The 16,564-nt window shown below is 57.5% G+C and carries 12 protein-coding genes; 6 read left to right on the top strand and 6 right to left on the bottom strand.

Features of this window, described 5'->3' with window-relative positions:
* Positions 1 to 2: 2 nt before the first annotated feature.
* The gene (locus tag ACWYRJ_RS05230; protein ID WP_115876989.1) at positions 3 to 2,435 is read left to right on the top strand and encodes a bifunctional aspartate kinase/homoserine dehydrogenase II; all 2,433 of its coding nucleotides are present in this window, start codon (positions 3 to 5) and stop codon (positions 2,433 to 2,435) included.
* Positions 2,436 to 2,490: 55 nt separating this feature from the next.
* On the opposite strand, the gene argH is transcribed toward ACWYRJ_RS05230, so the two are convergent.
* The 3 genes from argH to argC all read right to left on the bottom strand — a co-directional run bounded on the left by argH (position 2,491) and on the right by argC (position 5,729).
* Entirely contained in the window at positions 2,491 to 3,864 is a 1,374-nt protein-coding gene (gene argH, locus ACWYRJ_RS05225; protein WP_039264229.1) for an argininosuccinate lyase, read from the bottom strand.
* Positions 3,865 to 3,941: 77 nt separating this feature from the next.
* The gene (argB, locus tag ACWYRJ_RS05220) at positions 3,942 to 4,718 is read right to left on the bottom strand and encodes an acetylglutamate kinase (protein ID WP_090420882.1); all 777 of its coding nucleotides are present in this window, start codon (positions 4,716 to 4,718) and stop codon (positions 3,942 to 3,944) included.
* Positions 4,719 to 4,724: 6 nt separating this feature from the next.
* Positions 4,725 to 5,729 carry an N-acetyl-gamma-glutamyl-phosphate reductase gene (argC, locus tag ACWYRJ_RS05215; RefSeq protein WP_032662767.1) on the bottom strand — a complete coding sequence of 335 codons (1,005 nt, stop codon included), beginning with the start codon at positions 5,727 to 5,729 and terminating at the stop codon, positions 4,725 to 4,727.
* 88 nt (positions 5,730 to 5,817) lie between these two features.
* Here argC and argE point away from each other — a divergent pair, with 88 nt between their 5' ends.
* The 3 genes from argE to katG all read left to right on the top strand — a co-directional run bounded on the left by argE (position 5,818) and on the right by katG (position 10,447).
* Entirely contained in the window at positions 5,818 to 6,969 is a 1,152-nt protein-coding gene (gene argE / locus ACWYRJ_RS05210; RefSeq protein WP_047653031.1) for an acetylornithine deacetylase, read from the top strand.
* A 262-nt stretch (positions 6,970 to 7,231) separates the two neighbouring features.
* Positions 7,232 to 8,119, top strand: coding sequence for a methylenetetrahydrofolate reductase (gene metF / locus ACWYRJ_RS05205; RefSeq protein ID WP_064673068.1), 888 nt, complete (start codon positions 7,232 to 7,234; stop codon positions 8,117 to 8,119).
* 147 nt (positions 8,120 to 8,266) lie between these two features.
* Entirely contained in the window at positions 8,267 to 10,447 is a 2,181-nt protein-coding gene (gene katG, locus ACWYRJ_RS05200; protein WP_149367359.1) for a catalase/peroxidase HPI, read from the top strand.
* An 84-nt stretch (positions 10,448 to 10,531) separates the two neighbouring features.
* Here the strand turns inward: katG and gldA are convergent, their stop codons facing one another.
* The 3 genes from gldA to ptsP are packed head-to-tail and all read right to left on the bottom strand — an operon-like array spanning position 10,532 to position 14,826.
* Positions 10,532 to 11,635, bottom strand: coding sequence for a bifunctional L-1,2-propanediol dehydrogenase/glycerol dehydrogenase (gldA, locus tag ACWYRJ_RS05195; protein WP_455507520.1), 1,104 nt, complete (start codon positions 11,633 to 11,635; stop codon positions 10,532 to 10,534).
* Positions 11,636 to 11,647: 12 nt separating this feature from the next.
* On the bottom strand, positions 11,648 to 12,310 hold the full coding sequence (gene fsa / locus ACWYRJ_RS05190) for a fructose-6-phosphate aldolase (RefSeq protein ID WP_111963969.1): 663 nt from the start codon (positions 12,308 to 12,310) through the stop codon (positions 11,648 to 11,650).
* Between the two features lie 14 nt (positions 12,311 to 12,324).
* Positions 12,325 to 14,826, bottom strand: a complete 2,502-nt coding sequence (gene ptsP, locus ACWYRJ_RS05185) for a phosphoenolpyruvate--protein phosphotransferase (protein WP_455507519.1) — start codon at positions 14,824 to 14,826, stop codon at positions 12,325 to 12,327.
* 305 nt (positions 14,827 to 15,131) lie between these two features.
* Here ptsP and ACWYRJ_RS05180 point away from each other — a divergent pair, with 305 nt between their 5' ends.
* Both ACWYRJ_RS05180 and ACWYRJ_RS05175 read left to right on the top strand, forming a co-directional pair.
* Complete coding sequence (locus ACWYRJ_RS05180) at positions 15,132 to 16,211, top strand: PTS fructose transporter subunit EIIC (protein WP_111963971.1); 1,080 nt, start codon at positions 15,132 to 15,134, stop codon at positions 16,209 to 16,211.
* 14 nt (positions 16,212 to 16,225) lie between these two features.
* A complete protein-coding gene (locus ACWYRJ_RS05175) occupies positions 16,226 to 16,546 on the top strand; it encodes a PTS fructose-like transporter subunit IIB (protein WP_111963972.1) in 321 nt (106 codons plus the stop codon).
* Positions 16,547 to 16,564: the final 18 nt, after the last annotated feature.

The following is a 16,564-nucleotide window of genomic DNA, read 5'->3' as shown; positions in this document are numbered from 1 at the left end:
TCATGAGTGTGATAGCGCAGGCAGGGGCGAAGGGTCGTCAGCTGCACAAGTTTGGTGGTAGTAGTCTTGCTGATGTGAAATGTTACCTGCGCGTTGCAGGGATCATGACGGAATATTCACAGCCGGGTGACATGATGGTTGTCTCGGCAGCGGGCAGCACCACCAACCAGTTGATTAGCTGGCTGAAACTGAGCCAGACCGATCGCCTTTCTGCGCATCAGGTGCAACAGTCCTTACGTCGTTACCAGAGCGAGCTGATTGCCGGCCTGCTGCCTGCGGACGTGGCGGACGGGCTGATCGGTGCCTTCACCCATGACCTTGAGCGTCTGGCTGCCCTGCTGGACAGCGGTATTACCGATGCGGTGTATGCCGAAGTGGTGGGCCACGGTGAAGTGTGGTCCGCACGCCTGATGGCCGCCGTACTGCAACACCTGGGCGTGGAAGCGGCCTGGCTCGACGCGCGTGATTTCCTGCGCGCCGAACGCGCCGCGCAGCCGCAGGTGGATGAAGGGTTGTCCTACCCGCTGCTGCAACAGCTGCTGGTGCAGCACCCGGGCAAACGTATTGTCGTCACCGGCTTTATTAGCCGCAGCAACGCGGGCGAAACCGTGCTGCTGGGCCGTAACGGATCGGACTACTCGGCAACGCAGATTGGTGCCCTGGCGGGCGTGTCCCGCGTCACCATCTGGAGCGACGTGGCCGGTGTTTACAGCGCGGACCCGCGTAAAGTTAAAGATGCCTGTCTGCTGCCGCTGCTGCGCCTGGATGAAGCCAGTGAACTGGCGCGTCTGGCTGCGCCGGTACTGCACGCGCGCACGCTGCAGCCGGTTTCCGGCAGCGATATCGACCTCCAGCTGCGCTGCAGTTACACCCCGGATCAAGGCTCCACGCGCATTGAGCGCGTGCTGGCGTCCGGTACCGGGGCACGTATTGTCACCAGTCATGACGACATCTGCCTGATTGAGTTCCAGGTGCCTGCGGGGCAGGACTTCAAGCTGGCGCATAAAGAGATCGACACGATCCTGAAACGTGCTCAGGTGCGTCCGCTGGCCGTGGGTGTTCACAATGACCGCCAGCTGCTGCAGTTCTGCTATACCGCAGAAGTGGCGGACAGCGCGCTGAAAATTCTGGATGAAGCAGGCCTGCCGGGCGAACTTCGCCTGCGTCAGGGGCTGGCGCTGGTGGCGATGGTGGGCGCGGGCGTCACCCGTAACCCGCTGCACTGCCACCGCTTCTGGCAGCAGCTGAAAGGCCAGCCGGTGGAGTTCACCTGGCAGTCGGAAGAGGGCATCAGCCTGGTTGCCGTTCTGCGCAAAGGGCCAACCGAAAGTCTGATTCAGGGTCTGCATACCTCCCTGTTCCGCGCGGAAAAACGCATCGGCCTGGTGCTGTTCGGGAAAGGTAATATCGGTTCCCGATGGCTTGAGCTGTTTGCCCGCGAACAGGTGACGCTCTCGGCGCGTACCGGGTTTGAATTTATTCTTGCGGGCGTGGTAGACAGTCGCCGCAGCCTGCTGAACTACGAAGGGCTGGACGCCAGCCGCGCGCTTGCCTTCTTTAACGATGAAGCGGTTGAGCAGGATGAAGAGTCGCTGTTCCTGTGGATGCGTGCGCACCCGTATGACGATCTGGTGGTGCTGGACGTTACCGCCAGCGAACAGCTTGCCGATCAGTACCTTGATTTCGCCAGCCACGGTTTCCACGTCATCAGCGCCAACAAGCTGGCGGGGGCGAGCAGCACCGATAAATACCGTCAGATCCACGACGCGTTTGAAAAAACTGGCCGTCACTGGCTGTATAACGCCACCGTGGGCGCGGGCCTGCCGGTTAACCACACCGTGCGTGACCTGATTGAAAGCGGCGACAGCATTCTGGCGCTGAGCGGTATCTTCTCCGGCACGCTCTCCTGGCTGTTCCTGCAGTTTGACGGCACCGTACCGTTCACCGACCTGGTGGATCAGGCGTGGCAGCAGGGCTTAACGGAACCCGATCCGCGCGTTGACCTTTCCGGTAAAGACGTGATGCGTAAGCTGGTAATCCTGGCGCGTGAAGCTGGTTACGACATCGAACCGGATTCCGTACGCGTCGAATCTCTGGTGCCTGCCGGCTGTGAAGAAGGTTCTGTGGACCATTTCTTTGAAAATGGTGAAGAGCTTAACGAGCAGATGGTTCAGCGTCTGGAAGCGGCGAACGAGATGGGGCTGGTACTGCGCTATGTGGCGCGTTTTGAGGCTAACGGAAAAGCGCGAGTCGGTGTCGAGGCGGTGCGTCCTGAGCATCCACTGGCGGCGCTGCTGCCGTGCGATAACGTCTTCGCCATCGAAAGCCGCTGGTACCGCGATAACCCGCTGGTGATCCGCGGTCCTGGCGCCGGGCGCGATGTCACCGCAGGAGCAATTCAGTCCGACATCAACCGTCTGGCTAAGCTGCTGTAACCCGTCACCCTGGCCCTCTCCCCGCACAGTGGGAGAGGGCTCCAGTCAGGACAGATTAAACCAAACGGTTTTTCGCATCCGCTATCGCCTGCGCCACCTGCTTAGGCGACACGCCGCCTTTCGCGGCACGCTTATCCAGGCAAGACTGCAGCGCAAGAATCGGATACACATCATCCCCGATAACCGCGCTGAACTTCTGCAGGTCGGCCAGCGCCAGATCTTCCAGCGGTTTACCCTGACGAATAGCTTCCACTACCGCTTCACCCACAATATGGTGCGCTTCACGGAAAGGTACGCCTTTCGCCACCAGATAATCCGCCAGCTCGGTAGAGTTCGCATAGCCCTGCTGCGCCGCTTCCTGGCACCGTGGACGTTTCACCTGAATGCCGTCCAGCACCAGCGCGCCCATATGCAGACAGTCCAGCCAGGTGTCGAGCGCGTCGAACAATCCTTCTTTGTCTTCCTGCATGTCTTTGTTATACGCCAGAGGCAGCCCTTTCAGGGTCATCATCATGCCGGTCAGCGCGCCCTGCACGCGGCCACATTTACCGCGAATTAGCTCCAGCGCGTCCGGGTTTTTCTTCTGCGGCATCAGGGATGAGCCTGAGGTCACGCGGTCGGACAGCTCGACGAAGCCCGCTTCGCCAGAGTTAAAGAAGATCAGGTCTTCGGCAAAGCGCGACAGATGCACCATCCCGATCGAGGCATTGGAGAGCAGCTCCAGCACGTGGTCGCGGTCAGACACGCTGTCCAGGCTGTTACGGGTGGCGGAGGCAAAGCCCAACCAGCCTGCCAGCTGTTCACGGTCGATTTCGTAAGCGGTTCCGGCCAGCGCGCCGCTGCCCAGCGGGCTGACGTCCAGACGTTTAAGGGTGTCCTGCAGACGGCTTTCATCACGCGCCAGCATCTCGACGTAGGCCAGACACCAGTGCGCAAAGGTCACCGGCTGGGCGCGCTGCAGGTGGGTATAACCCGGCATCACCGCGTCCTGGTTGTTCTGCGCGGTCTCCACCAGTGCGCTCTGCAGCTGACGATTAGCCGCCAGCAGTTCGCCAACGGTATCTTTACACCACAGCTTCAGATCGGTGGCGACCTGGTCGTTACGGCTGCGTCCGGTGTGCAGCTTTTTGCCCAGCTGGCCGACCTTGTCGATAAGTTTGCCTTCCACCCAGCTGTGAATATCTTCAGCATCGCTTTCGAGGATCTGCTGCGGGTTAAGACGCACCTCTTCCAGCAGATTATTCAGCGCTTCTTCCAGCTGTAATTGTTCGTCTGCGGTCAGTACGCCAACCGTCACCAGCGCTTTGGACCAGGCCACAGAGCCGACAATATCCTGTTCGGCCAGGCGGTAGTCGAAGCGCAAAGAGTCGTTGAACTGTTTGAACCGCTGATCCGCTGCCTGTGTAAAACGCCCACCCCAAAGTGCCATAACATGCTTCCTTAATATCTTTGAATTTCATTGCCCGGTGGCGCTGCGCTTACCGGGCCTACAAAACGTTAAATCGATTACGCCAGAATACGCGTGCCAATCGGCGTGCCGTTGAACAGCGCAGGCAGTTGTTCAGCGTGACGCCAGGAGGCGATATCCACCGGGCGGCCCAGCGTGCGCGCGGCATCCAGCGCGGCGTTCACTTTGACGATCATGCCGTCGGTGATGATGCCCTGCGCAATCAGCTGCTCGGCTTTCTCTGCCGTCATTTCTGCGATGCGCTGGCCTTTTCCGTCCAGAATGCCGCTCACGTCGGAGAGAAGGATCAGATCCGCGCCCAGCGTTGCCGCGAGCGCGGTTGCTGCCTGGTCAGCGTTGACGTTCATCAGCTCGCCCTCTTCGGTCACGCCGATTGAGCTCACCACCGGCAGGAAACCCCCTTCCAGCAGCGTATTAATCAGCTTAGGCGAACCAGGCTGCGCCAGTCCAACGTGGCCGAGCTCTTCGTCGAGCTGGGTCACTTTTACGCTGTCGCCATCGCCCAGATAGAGGCCAACGGACGCGATGTGGTGTTTCTTCGCCCACGCCAGCAGCGTTTTGTTCGCCGTACCCGCCAGCGCGCCGGTAATGATGTCAATCTGGTCAGCAGGCGTCACGCGCAGGCCGTTTTTCTTTTTCACCGGCAGGTTGAGCCCTTTCATCAGCTCATCCACCACGCAGCCGCCGCCGTGCACAATCACCAGCGGACGTTGATGTGACTCGCGATAGTTCACCAGCGCGGTAAACAGACGCTCCAGCGCTTCTTCGCTATCCAGCAGTACACCACCGAGTTTGATAATTAATGGGTTCATCATCACACCTTAAATAAGAGCCTGCGTTTCCGGGAAACCGAAACGAATATTTGCACACTGCATTGCCTGTGCGGCAGCGCCTTTCAGTAAGTTATCTTCTGCGGCCACCACGATGAGATGCTCACCTTGAACGGCAAAGCCGATATCGCAGAACGGCAGACCGACCACGTTTTTCAGCGCCGGCACGCCTTTGTCGTACAGGCGCACCAGCGGTTTGTCCGCATACGCCTGCGTGAAGGCCTCGTTCACCTGCTCTTTGGTCACGCCCGGTTTCAGGCGGCAGGTGATGGTTTCGAGGATCCCACGCGGGAAGCTGCCCAGGTGCGGGGTGAAAATGACGTCCGCGCCCAGATGCGTCGTGATTTCAGGGTGATGACGGTGATTAAACACGCCATACGGCTGAAGGCTCACTTCGCAGAAGCTGTTGGAGATCGCCGCCTTGCGGCCTGCACCGCTCACGCCGCTGGTGGCGTTGATCACCGGCCACTGGCTCAGATCCAGCAGGCCTGCGTCGATCAGCGGCTTCAGGGAAAGCTGCGCCGCAGTCGGGTAGCAGCCCGGAACGGCAATCAGGTCAGCTTCTTTCAGTTTGTCTGCGCTCCACTCCGCCAGGCCGTACACCGCTTTTTCCAGCAGATCCGGATGCTGATGGGTGAAACCGTAATATTTTTCGTAGAACGCGCCATCATTAACGCGGAACGCGCCGGAGAGGTCGAAGACCACGCACCCAGCCGCCAGGAACTGCGGCGCCAGGTCGTGGCTGACCTCGTGCGCGGTGGCTAAAAACACCACGTCGACGCCGTCGGTAAACTCGCTGATGTCAGACATGGGCTGCAGCGGCAGATCGACCAGGCCCTTAAGCTGCGGATGCAAATCGGAAATTAACTTTCCTGCATCATTGCTTTGCGCTGACACGGTCAAAGCGGTTATGGTCATATGTGGATGGCGATTCACGTAGCTTACAAGCTCTGCGCCCGCATAACCGCTAGCGCCTACAATCAGCGTATTCAACATCGGGTTCCTTTATGCTCAACGTTAATGTATTTTTATTCACATTTATTGCATGAATATTGATACTATCACGACCTAAGGTGTGTCAACAATGAAAATGAACTTACCGCCATTTATCGAGATCTACCGCGCCCTGATTGCCACACCGTCCATCAGCGCAACGGAAGAAGCGCTGGATCAGAGCAATGAGTCTTTAATCAATCTGCTGGCGGGTTGGTTTAGCGATCTTGGGTTTAATGTTGAGGTTCAGCCCGTTCCCGGAACCCGCCACAAATTTAACCTGCTCGCCAGCACCGGAACCGGTGCGGGCGGCCTGCTGCTGGCCGGTCATACCGACACCGTCCCGTTTGACGATGGCCGCTGGACGCGCGATCCGTTCACCCTGACCGAGCACGACAACAAGCTCTACGGTTTGGGCACCGCCGACATGAAAGGCTTCTTCGCCTTTATCCTCGACGCGCTGCGTGACGTGGACGTGACGAAGCTGAAAAAACCGCTCTACATTCTAGCGACCGCTGATGAAGAGACCAGCATGGCGGGCGCGCGCTACTTCTCTGAAAACACGTCGATTCGCCCGGATTGCGCGATCATCGGCGAGCCGACGTCATTGCAACCTATTCGCGCGCACAAAGGCCATATCTCTACGGCCGTGCGCGTGCTCGGCCAGTCTGGCCACTCCAGCGACCCGGCGCGCGGCGTGAACGCCATTGAGCTGATGCATGACGCCATCGGTCGCATCATGGCCCTGCGCGACGATCTGAAAGAGCGCTATCACTATGACGCGTTCACCGTGCCGTATCCGACTCTGAACCTCGGCAGCCTGCACGGCGGCGATGCCTCGAACCGTATCTGCGCCTGCTGCGAACTGCATATGGACATCCGCCCGCTGCCGGGTATGACCCTCAGCGATCTCGACGGCCTGCTGAATGAGGCGCTGGCCCCGGTGAGCGAGCGCTGGCCGGGCCGCCTGACGGTCTCCGAACTGCATCCGCCGATCCCGGGTTACGAATGCCCGCCGGACCATCAGCTGGTTGAGGTGGTGGAAAAGCTGCTCGGTGAGAAAACCGACGTGGTGAACTACTGCACCGAAGCGCCGTTTATTCAGACGCTTTGCCCTACGCTGGTCCTTGGCCCCGGCTCCATCAACCAGGCGCACCAGCCGGATGAATATCTGGAAACCCGCTTCATCAAGCCAACCCGCGAACTGATTACTCAGGTTGTGCATCATTTCTGCTGGCATTAAAACCGCACCGTACACCCCATAGGGAGAAGACTGCCTGGTGCGGTCTTTTCCCCTTTACCCAAAGGGCAGTAAGGTCCTGGGCAGGGGATGTCTCACTCCCCATCATGAACTTTCTTCATCTTGTCTGAGCAAACCTCACCGTTATTGTTGATTATTTATGTTGACGTCCCTCTGCTTTTCCGTCATTTTTACATCTGGACGTCTAAACGTATAGAAGTTCACAAGACAACAGACAACGACATGTGATTGATAGAGGTAAGGTATGAGCTTTTTTCACGCCAACCAGCGGGAAGCACTGAATCAGAGCCTGGCCGAAGTAAACGGTCAGATTAACGTCTCTTTTGAATTTTTCCCGCCGCGCACCAGTGAAATGGAGCAAACCCTGTGGAGCTCTATCGATCGTCTCAGCAGCCTGAAGCCGAAGTTCGTTTCCGTGACTTACGGCGCTAACTCCGGCGAGCGCGATCGTACGCACAGCATTATCAAAGGCATCAAAGATCGTACCGGTCTGGAAGCTGCGCCGCACCTCACCTGTATTGACGCGACCCGCGACGAGTTACGGGCTATCGCCCAGGATTACTGGAATAACGGCATCCGTCATATTGTCGCACTGCGCGGTGATCTGCCGCCGGGCAGCGGTAAGCCGGACATGTATGCCGCCGATCTGGTCGCGCTGCTGAAAGAAGTGGCTGATTTTGATATCTCCGTTGCCGCTTATCCTGAGGTGCATCCGGAAGCGAAAAGCGCCCAGGCCGATCTGCTTAACCTCAAGCGTAAAGTGGACGCCGGCGCGAATCGCGCCATTACCCAGTTCTTCTTCGATGTCGAAAGCTATCTGCGCTTCCGTGACCGCTGCGTCTCCGCGGGCATCGACGTTGAAATTATCCCGGGTATTCTGCCGGTCTCTAACTTTAAGCAGGCGAAGAAATTCGCTGATATGACCAATGTCCGTATTCCGCTGTGGATGTCCAAAATGTACGAAGGGCTGGACGATGACCCGGAAACCCGCAAGCTGGTGGGGGCTAATATCGCGATGGACATGGTGAAAATTTTAAGCCGTGAAGGAGTAAAAGATTTCCACTTCTACACGTTAAATCGCGCGGAGATGAGCTACGCTATTTGCCATACCCTGGGCGTTCGCCCCGCGTAAAACACCAAAAGCCCTCTTATATTGAGGGCTTTTTAACAGGGTAAAAAGTTAAAAGGTATCAGCTATCGAATCTGTGGATTAATTCAACTATAACTTATTGCTAGTGGTGTATATCGTAACGGTAACACTGTAAAAGGGAGCATAGCGATGAGCACGTCAGACGAGACCAATAAAGCGGCATCAGTCGGCAAATGCCCGTTCCACCAGGGCGGCGTCGATCACAGCGCGGGCGCAGGTACAGGCAGCCGCGACTGGTGGCCAAAACAACTCCGCATCGATCTTCTTAACCAACATTCCAATCGTTCGAACCCGCTGGGTGAAGACTTCGACTACCGCAAAGAATTCAGCAAACTTGATTACTCCGCCCTTAAAGGCGACCTCAAAGCACTCTTAACCGACTCTCAACCGTGGTGGCCTGCCGACTGGGGCAGCTATGCGGGCTTGTTTATCCGTATGGCCTGGCACGGCGCGGGTACCTATCGCTCCGTTGACGGACGCGGTGGGGCTGGACGCGGTCAACAGCGCTTTGCGCCGCTGAACTCCTGGCCGGATAACGTAAGCCTGGATAAGGCGCGCCGTCTGCTGTGGCCCATCAAGAAAAAATACGGACAAAAAATTTCCTGGGCTGACCTGTTTATCCTCGCGGGTAACGTGGCGCTGGAAAACTCGGGTTTCCGCACCTTTGGTTTTGGTGCCGGACGTGAAGACGTTTGGGAACCGGATCTGGACGTGAACTGGGGTGATGAGAAAGCCTGGCTGACCCACCGTGACCCGGAAGCGCTGGCGAAGCGTCCGCTGGCTGCCACCGAAATGGGCCTGATCTACGTCAATCCGGAAGGGCCAAACGCCAGCGGCGAGCCGCTGTCAGCGGCGGCAGCGATTCGCGCCACCTTTGGCAACATGGGTATGAACGACGAAGAGACCGTGGCGCTGATTGCAGGCGGCCATACCCTCGGAAAAACCCACGGCGCGGGTGAAGCCACCCACGTGGGTACTGACCCGGAAGCCTCACCGATTGAAGCGCAGGGCCTCGGCTGGGCGAGCACGCTCGGCACGGGCGTGGGCGCTGATGCCATAACCTCCGGTCTGGAAGTCATCTGGTCACAAACTCCGACCCAGTGGAGCAACTACTTCTTCGAGAACCTGTTCAAATTCGAATGGGTACAGACCCGCAGCCCGGCGGGAGCGATTCAGTTTGAAGCCGTGGATGCGCCGGAAATCATGCCTGACCCGTTCGACCCATCCAAAAAACGTAAGCCAACGATGCTGGTTACCGACCTGACACTGCGTTTTGACCCGGAATTCGAAAAGATTTCCCGCCGCTTCCTGAACGACCCGCAGGCCTTTAACGAAGCCTTCGCGCGCGCGTGGTTCAAATTGACCCACCGCGATATGGGACCAAAATCGCGTTACCTCGGCCCGGAAGTACCGAAAGAAGATCTGATCTGGCAGGACCCGCTGCCGGAGGCGGTATTCAAACCTACCAAAGAGGACATTGAAAGCCTGAAGGCGGAAATTGCGGCCTCTGGCCTCTCTGTGAGCGAGCTGGTTTCTGTGGCCTGGGCGTCGGCATCGACCTTCCGCGGTGGCGATAAGCGTGGCGGCGCCAACGGTGCGCGTCTGGCGCTTGCTCCTCAGCGTGACTGGGACGTGAACGCCGCAGCGGTTCGTGCGCTGCCGGCTCTGGAAGCTATCCAGCGCACCACCAACAAAGCCTCTCTGGCCGACATTATCGTGCTGGCGGGCGTGGTAGGCGTTGAGCAGGCCGCAAAAGCGGCAGGCGTTTACGTCAACGTTCCGTTTACGCCGGGCCGCGTGGATGCGCGTCAGGATCAGACGGATATCGAGATGTTTAACCTGCTCGAACCGGTTGCTGACGGCTTCCGCAACTATCGTGCGCAGGTGGATGTGTCCACGACGGAATCCCTGCTTATTGATAAAGCCCAACAGCTGACGCTGACCGCACCGGAGCTGACGGTGCTGATCGGCGGCCTGCGCGTGCTGGGTGCCAACTTTGATGGCAGTAAGAACGGCGTGTTCACCAACCGCGAAGGCGTGCTGAGCAATGATTTCTTCGTGAACCTGCTGGACATGAATACCCAGTGGAAGGCGACCGACGAATCTAATGAGCTGTTTGCCGGAAGCGATCGCGCCAGCGGTGAAGTGAAATATACCGCCACCCGCGCCGATCTGGTCTTCGGTTCAAACGCCGTCCTGCGCGCGCTGGCAGAGGTTTATGCCAGTGATGATGCACACGAGAAGTTTGTCCGCGACTTCGTTGCAGCATGGGCGAGGGTGATGGATCTGGACCGGTTTGACGTGAAGTAACCCTTGTGCCGGGTGGCGGCTACGCCTTACCCGGCTTACGGGCAAAAAAATCCCCGCCGATGCGGGGATTTTTATTCATGCCAGTTACTCCCACTCCTGCAGGAACCGCTGCCCATACTGGTCAGCCACCAGCAGCGCCGCGTAAACCTGATCCGGCGACACGCCGCCAGGCATATTGTGGATGGTTTCTCCTTCCGCACAGGACGCCTCTGCGATCAGCCGCATTTTGGCCGGAATATCTTCTTTAATATTTAGCTGTGCCAGCGTAATCGGCAGCCCAACGCTGTGGCAAAGCGCCGCGACGGTCCCTATTTCTTCTACCGGCGCGTTTTCCAGCACCAGCTGCGTCAGCGTACCAAACGCCACTTTTTCACCGTGATAGAAGTGGTGCGCGTCCGGTACCGCCGTCATACCGTTATGAATAGCGTGTGCCGCCGCCAGTCCGCCGCTTTCAAATCCTACGCCGCTAAGATAGGTGTTGGCTTCGATAATGCGTTCCAGCGCCGGTGTTACTACATGCTGTTCCGCTGCAAGCATGGCCTTTTCACCCTCTTCAATCAGCGTGTTGTAGCACAGCTCGGCCAGCGCGAGAGCAGCCTGCGTACATTTGCCGCCCGCCATGGTGGTCGCACCGCTGCGCGAGCAGGCGCGTGCTTCAAACCAGGTCGCCAGCGCATCGCCAATCCCGGCGGCCAGCAGACGTGCCGGCGCACCTGCTACCACTTTGGTATCCACAATGACCATGTTCGGGTTGTGCGGCAGCATCAGGTAGCGATCGAACTCGCCGCTATCGGTGTAGATAACGGAAAGGGCGCTGCACGGCGCATCGGTGGAGGCAATAGTCGGTGCAATGGCGACGGGCACGTCCATAAAGTGAGCCAGCGCTTTGGCGGTATCCAGCGTTTTACCGCCGCCGATGCCCAGGACTGCCAGGCAGTCGGCGCCGTCGGCCAGTTTTTTCAGGCGATCGATTTCATTTTGTGAACACTCGCCGCCAAATGGCGCTATTTCGGCATAGAGTTCCGCATTTTTAAAACTCTGACGCAGGGTCTCTTCGGCAAAACCCAGCACAAATTTATCGCCGACAACCAGCCAGCGATTGGCCAGGGGTTTCAGATAGTCGCCGAGACGGGTAAGCACATCAGCGCCCTGGATATATTTTCCCGGCGATTGAATGATACGGTCCATAACAGTTCTCCCTTAGAGATTGAGGCTACCAAACGCGTTTTTCCAGTCTTGCTCGAACTTCTCTACGGCTGACTCTACCGCTGGCGTGCCGAGCATTTGTTGCGCTACGTCTAAGGGAAGCGTGATTGCCTCGCATCCTGTCAACAAGCAGTCCAGCGCCTGACGCGGCGTTTTGAAGCTGGCGGCCAGCACTTTGCTTTCCGGCGCGTGCAGTTCCAGCAGGGATTGCAGCTCCTGGACCATGCGAATGCCATCACCGCCCTGAGCGTCAACGCGGTTTACATACGGCGCGACATATTTCGCGCCTGCCAGTGCGGCAAGCAAACCCTGCGCAGCGCTGTAAACGGCAGTCCCCAGCGTGGTTATCCCCTCTTTTTTCAACGCTTTAATCGCGATAAGCCCCTGAGCGGTCACCGGGATTTTCACCACGATGTCCGGGATGGCGTTACTCAAACGTTTGGCTTCCTCCACCATGCCTTCTGCGTCGCGGCTCATGGTTTGAGCAAACAGCGTGCCTTCTGGCCCGATGGCTTTTTGCAGGCGCGGCAGCACGTCCCAAATGGATTCACGGCTGGCGGCAATGATGCTCGGATTGGTGGTGACGCCCGCTATGGGAAAAATGCGCGCCAGGCGTTCAACTTCCGCCACGTTGGCGGTATCCAGGTACAGTTCCATCACTCTTCCTCGTTTTACAGTTCTAATTCGTGTTGTAGCAGGGAAGCAATCGCCTCCCCGGAGCTGGCGTTAACCAGCGCGTTGCGGAAATCTTCATGCATGATGCGGCGTGCCAGGCGGGAAAAAATACGCATATGCTGATCGCCCGCGGCATGTTTGTTCAGCGTCAGCATGATGATGAATTGTGCTTCCTCATCCCCCCACGTGACGGGGGCTTTCAGGCGTGCAACGCTAATGGTGGATTGCTCAATGTGCTCCGATTTGCAGTGCGGAATGGCAAAGCTAAAGCCGAGACCGGTGGAGAAGACGGCTTCGCGCGCCCACAGATCGGCCTCCAGCTTGCGGGGATAGCGGCAACGTCCTGCAAGCAGCAGGTTATCGGTCATTCCTTTCATGACCTCTTCTTTACTGTTCCAGTCATTGTCCAGTGAAATGCAGCGTGGTATGACCAGCGGTGTGTCCTGCTGATTCATGCGGAACTGCGCCAGCAGGTGTTCCACTTCAAGCGAAGTGCGACACGCCATAGCCTGATTCAGCAACTGGCGGCAGGCGCGGCTATCAAGCTGTGCCAGGCGCGCTTTGGTTGCCGGAATGGCGGGCGACCCCATGCTCAGCTCATCCAGACCCAGACCCACCAGCAATGGCAACACCGAACCTTTTGCACCCAGTTCGCCGCACAGGCCAATCCATTTACCCTGGCGATGGACGGCTTGCACCGCGTAATCCAGCGCCCGCAGGAAGGCCGGGTTAAGGCTGTTGTAATGGCGTGTGACTTTGGCGTTGTCGCGGTCAACGGCCAGCAGATACTGCGTCAGGTCATTGCTACCGATGCTAAAGAAATCAATCTCTTCGCAGCACTGATCGATGATAAACATTACAGAAGGCACTTCCAGCATGATGCCGAGCGGGATTTTCTCATCAAACGGAGTATGTTCCGCGCGGAGCTGTTGTTTCGCTTCGGCAAGTTTCTCTTTCACCCACAGGATCTCTTCCATGGAAGAGATCATCGGGATCATTATCTTCAGGCTGCCGTGAGCAGAGGCGCGCAGGATCGCCCGAAGCTGGGTGGAGAAAAGCACTGCATATTCTTCGTAAATACGTACGGCGCGGTAGCCGAGGAACGGGTTATTTTCGGCCGGGATATTCAGATACTCCACCGGTTTATCGCCGCCGATATCCATGGTCCGCACGATGATGCTGCGCCCGTTTGCGCTTTCCAGCGCCTGGCAGAAAATGTTGTAGAGCTCGTTTTCACCGGGCGCGCTGCTGCGGTCCATATAAAGCATTTCGGTGCGAAACAGGCCAACGCCTTCGGCGCCGTTCGCAAATGCTGCCTGCGCTTCCACCGCATGGGCGATGTTAGCGGCAATCTCAACGCGCAGGCCGTCTGCGGTTCTGGCTTCCCGGTCAAGCCAGATGCCCTGCTGCTCGCGTAGTGCCTGTTGTACCCGTGCTTCCTGTCGGTAGTAGCGTGTTACCGCATCGCTGGCATTGACCACGACCGCACCGGCATTGCCATCGATAAATACGGGCTTATTGCGCCACTGCAGCAGGCTTTCGCTGTCGACGCCCACTAGTGTCGGAATATTAAAGGAGCGTGCAAGAATAACGGTGTGCGAGGTTGTTCCACCGCTTTTTAGCAGTAGCCCCTTAAGCAAAGTTTTATCGAGTTCCAGGAACTGGCCGGGCGTGAGGTCGTCGGCAAGGCAGACGCTCGGCTGAGTGAGTTGTCCCGGTGCCGGAAAGCGTTGTTCACCATAAATTTGTTGTAAAAGTTGATAGCAAACATCGCGCACATCCAGCACACGTTCCTGTAAGTAGCTGCTGCTGGAGCGAGAGAACGCATCGCAGAAATGGTTGGCTGTGGCGATTATCGCTTGCGCGCAGCTTAGCCCCTGGCTCACGCCAGCAAGAAGATGCTGATGCAGAGAGGTATCCGTCGCCAGAGATCTGTGCGCGTCGAGAATTGCGCTGGCGGTGCTGTCGCTGTCCAGCGCACGAAGTTCAATGTTTTTCACCAGCAGGGTGAGTCCGTTGTCCAGCGCTGACTGTTCATCTTCTACGCTTTTCGCGTCGGGTAAATCCGTCAGTGCATTGAGATCCAGCGAGGTCAGCAACGTCAGCACGCCCTGGGCACTACCGCTGCACACAGGCAGGGCGCGAAAGAGCGTTGGATTAAGGCGTGCGAGAGATTCTGGCAGCGGATCGCGCTCAGTATTGATGGCTTCTGCGAGCGGCGCATCACAGTGTGGAAATTCTTCCCGGAGCCATTGTTCTAGTTGTTGATGGGCGTTCTGCTCATCTTCACCGTGGATCACCAGACGACAGGCGTCGCCTGCCAGCGTATCGGTACCAATAAGTGCCAGTGCGCTCTTGGCATTCCCTTTACGGTCTGTGCGCAGGTTGTGCCATTCGATTTGTGAGATAAACGTATTGCACAGCGTCTCCACATGACTTGCCGGACGCGCGTGAACACCGTTGGGTAATTCACAGGTAAATTCCACTACGAGAGCCATACACACTCCTGAAATCAATCCTTATTCATTGGGCAACAGCATACGAGTGTGTTGATGACGCGCGCCATGTGATAAATCTGCCAAAAGCTGGACAAATGTAATATCACGTGAAAAGTGAGATTTGACTCACAGGTTGTGGTGTTTTGTCTTATGCGTGCCGTTGATCAGAAATGTGGAGGCGGATCTCATTTTTATTTCGACATTACAAAAATCCAGTAAATGGCCTTTTTGTCTCCTGTTAGCCGTCTTCCTGATTGCCTATTGTTTGCCACAACATCTTTGTGGTTTTAGGCCAGGAGCGACATATGAAAGAGTTGGTGCATATTCTCAAGAACACGCGGCAGCATCTGATGACCGGGGTATCACACATGATCCCGTTCGTGGTCGCAGGCGGTATTTTGCTGGCGGTCTCGGTCATGCTGTACGGCAAGGGTGCGGTCCCGGATGCTGCAACCGATCCCAACCTCAAAAAGCTATTCGATATCGGCGTAGCAGGGTTGACGCTGATGGTGCCTTTCCTGGCCGCCTATATTGGCTATTCCATTGCCGAGCGCGCAGCGCTGGCGCCTTGCGCTATTGCCGCGTGGGTCGGTAACAGCTTCGGTGCGGGTTTCTTCGGCGCCATTATTGCCGGGATCCTCGGCGGGATTGTCGTCTGGTATCTGAAAAAACTGCCGGTCCCGAAAGTGCTGCGATCCGTCATGCCTATCTTCATCATCCCTATCATCGGCACCTTTGTTACCGCAGGCATCATGATGTGGGGTCTGGGTGAACCAGTTGGCGCGTTGACGACGGGCTTAACCCAGTGGCTGCAAGGGATGCAGCAGGGCAGCATCGTAGTGTTGGCCGTCATCACGGGGTTGATGCTGGCCTTCGACATGGGCGGCCCGATTAATAAAGTCGCCTATGCCTTCATGCTGATCTGCGTTGCACAGGGCGTCTACACCGTGGTGGCGATTGCGGCAGTCGGTATCTGTGTGCCACCGCTGGGATTAGGCCTGGCGACGCTGATTAATCGCAAGAATTTTACCGGTGAAGAGCGTGAAGCGGGTAAGGCCGCATTAGTGATGGGCTGCGTGGGGATCACCGAAGGGGCCATTCCGTTCGCCGCTGCCGATCCTCTGCGTGTCATTCCCTCCATCATGCTGGGATCCGCATCTGGCGCAGTGACGGCCGCCGTGATGGGCGCGCAATGCTATGCCGGCTGGGGCGGGCTCATCGTTCTCCCTGTGGTGGAGGGCAAACTCGGCTACATCGCGGCGGTTGCCGTGGGGGCTGTGGTGACGGCCATTAGCGTTAACGTGCTGAAGAGTATTGCCCGCAAGAATGCAAAACAGGTCGTGGAAAAAGAGGACGACCTGGATCTGGATTTCGAAATTAACTGAGTGAGGAAGAGAACATGACCCGAATTATTGCAGTAACAGCATGTCCGTCAGGCGTTGCCCATACCTACATGGCGGCCGAAGCGTTGGAAAGTGCCGCCAAAGCTAAAGGTTGGGAAGTGAAGGTTGAAACGCAGGGGTCAATTGGCCTGGAGAACGAACTAACGGCAGAAGACGTTGCCGCCGCAGATATGGTGATCCTGACCAAAGATATCGGCATTAAGTTCGAAGAGCGCTTTGCCGGGAAAACCATTGTACGCGTCAATATCAGCGACGCGGTAAAACGCGCTGACGCCATCATGAACAAAATTGATGCCCACCTGGCGCAAACCGCCTGACGCTTTCCCGCCCTTAGG

It is taken from the genome of Enterobacter sp., from assembly GCF_977039595.1.
Note: the sequence above shows the minus strand (reverse complement) of the source record. Positions and strands in the feature narration are given on the sequence as shown.

Coding starts and splice junctions, on each gene's coding strand:
- ACWYRJ_RS05230 (WP_115876989.1), top strand. CDS start 3: ATGAGTGTGATAGCGCAGGCAGGGGCGAAGGGTCGTCAGCTGCACAAG.
- argH (WP_039264229.1), bottom strand. CDS start 3,864: ATGGCACTTTGGGGTGGGCGTTTTACACAGGCAGCGGATCAGCGGTTC.
- argB (WP_090420882.1), bottom strand. CDS start 4,718: ATGATGAACCCATTAATTATCAAACTCGGTGGTGTACTGCTGGATAGC.
- argC (WP_032662767.1), bottom strand. CDS start 5,729: ATGTTGAATACGCTGATTGTAGGCGCTAGCGGTTATGCGGGCGCAGAG.
- argE (WP_047653031.1), top strand. CDS start 5,818: ATGAAAATGAACTTACCGCCATTTATCGAGATCTACCGCGCCCTGATT.
- metF (WP_064673068.1), top strand. CDS start 7,232: ATGAGCTTTTTTCACGCCAACCAGCGGGAAGCACTGAATCAGAGCCTG.
- katG (WP_149367359.1), top strand. CDS start 8,267: ATGAGCACGTCAGACGAGACCAATAAAGCGGCATCAGTCGGCAAATGC.
- gldA (WP_455507520.1), bottom strand. CDS start 11,635: ATGGACCGTATCATTCAATCGCCGGGAAAATATATCCAGGGCGCTGAT.
- fsa (WP_111963969.1), bottom strand. CDS start 12,310: ATGGAACTGTACCTGGATACCGCCAACGTGGCGGAAGTTGAACGCCTG.
- ptsP (WP_455507519.1), bottom strand. CDS start 14,826: ATGGCTCTCGTAGTGGAATTTACCTGTGAATTACCCAACGGTGTTCAC.
- ACWYRJ_RS05180 (WP_111963971.1), top strand. CDS start 15,132: ATGAAAGAGTTGGTGCATATTCTCAAGAACACGCGGCAGCATCTGATG.
- ACWYRJ_RS05175 (WP_111963972.1), top strand. CDS start 16,226: ATGACCCGAATTATTGCAGTAACAGCATGTCCGTCAGGCGTTGCCCAT.